The following is a 1,923-nucleotide window of genomic DNA, read 5'->3' as shown; positions in this document are numbered from 1 at the left end:
ATAATCTGGGTCGAAGCGAAATTATAGTTTCATTTAATGTGGGCTGAAAACACCGATAATTTCGGGTCGAAGTGATTATAATTTCAGTCCGTTACACATAGAGGTCAATTAATAGGCGTTTCTGTAATACTTTGGGATGAAGATTTTCTCTGCTGGAGACGCTTTTGAAATGCTGAGTAAAATTGACCCGCAAATCGGTTTCCTTCAGCATATCCAGTAAGCTAGTCATTGACCAACGCTGCTCGATTTCTTTCTTGAGGCGTTTTAAATTCAGAGGTTCGGGCGAAGCCACAAAGGGAGATAATTTAATCCAGCCGTTATTTTTTGTGAGAATTTTGACTGGCTCGTTCTTGGGCATTCTCTGGTCGAGTCTAGTTAAGCCATCTGCCATCTGCTGTTGAAGATTACTGATAAATGCTTCGACATCTTCTGGTTGTTGGAGAGCCTGATAATAAGCTTCTTTTTGCTGCTCAAAGTCAGTAGGTAAATCTTCTTCAGGGTTACGATAGCGATTTGCTCCCACTACCCAAATTTCTTTACACCGCAGTCCATCTCGTAGAGCTTGAAGCACTGCCAATTCGTAGTTGATACGGTTAATTTTAACGCTGCCGTTATCTTTGGTTTCTAAAATCAGTTCCGATAGACTAGCTCCGATAATACCGTCTGTCGGGACATTTTCATTTGGGTCGTAATACTGAAGGGGTGACAAGGGAGCTAGAAAGATTGCTGGATAATAAACATAGCTCGTAGACCCCTCTGGTAAAAAGGCAGCTTATTGAGATTGAGCCACATCAATTTGTTTATCCATTCCTTCATCAAGGTAAATGAAACCAGCCAGCTACTACCATATAAACCAAGCCAAAAGTAGCTGTTGCGAGTCAAAGATTGTTTAATTTTTCGATGGCGACCGATGTATTTAGACTGACCTCGAAGGCTAAGAGTATGTCCTTTGAACACCGAGTGAGTGTAAGCAATGGCGATGAGCAAAACTAGACGAGTAAGGCGTTCAATCTGAGCTTGCGACCCCTCGAGATTGTAGCCACCTGACTTGCAATCTTTAAACATCGCCTCAATCCCTACGCGCTTTTTATAGGCTTTGACAGCTTCAGGTAAATTGGGTAAATTTGTCAGCAGATACCAGGGTTCCTTTGCCCCCATGCCTCGGTAAATACGTCGCCAATAGACCCCTAAATAAATCCCCGAAACTTGATGCAGTTGAGTGACTTTAGTTTCTTGATAAAACCGTTGGTCTCCTGGATTAACGTCTAGGTCTTTTAAGGGAGTAAAACCTAATTGAGTTACCATTATCTTCGTACTCTTTCTCTGTCGAAGCACAAAGTAGACCTGCTGCTGGGTCAGCCACTTAGCTAGTTCAACACTCTGGAATTCTCTGTCTCCTAAAATAACGATTTGGTGTTGTTTAAACAGCTTCAATACTGGACGTAATATGGCTTTTTGTTGAGCGAAGTTACTGGCTCCTTTCTTCTCTAGAAACTGCCAGTATATAGGCAAAGCTCTTTTCGCCATCACTACTCCAACCATGAACAGATTTTTATCTTGCCATTGAGTTCTATCTAAGACTAGATAAATTGTCTGGTCTGGCAAGAATTTCTTTTGAACTACTTCTTTGACTATGGGAAACCAGACTAACGAAACTGATAAAGCTGAGGACTTCAAAAACCTTTGGATTCGGCGACGACGGCTCTCATATTTAATTGGTAAAGGGAAGTATGCAGCTAGTCTTTCTATCTTTACTTGTTTGTAGGTCTGGATAAGGTATACCAGCACTTCCAAAGTAATTAGTTGGTCATCACTCAGATAACGTGAAAGATGATTGCGGTACAATTGGTTTAACATTTTTTAGGGTTCGGTCGGATTCTCAATAACTGACCGAATCTTTTTTACCATAGGTTGTCTCTGTTC

General features: G+C 41.3%; 1 protein-coding gene and 1 pseudogene. Both read right to left on the bottom strand.

The features are described from left to right. Positions 1-97 precede the first annotated feature (97 nt). A pseudogene (locus ACLFKQ_RS29120) lies at positions 98-706 on the bottom strand (Tn3 family transposase); the annotation flags it as partial. 8 nt (positions 707-714) lie between these two features. Further along, on the bottom strand, positions 715-1,857 hold the full coding sequence (locus tag ACLFKQ_RS29115; RefSeq protein ID WP_448998311.1) for an IS4 family transposase: 1,143 nt from the start codon (positions 1,855-1,857) through the stop codon (positions 715-717). Between the last annotated feature and the right edge of the window lie 66 nt (positions 1,858-1,923).

The organism is Myxosarcina sp. GI1(2024) (assembly GCF_053543375.1).
The sequence above is the reverse complement of the archived record's forward strand: the minus strand, read 5'-3'. Positions and strand labels throughout refer to the sequence as shown.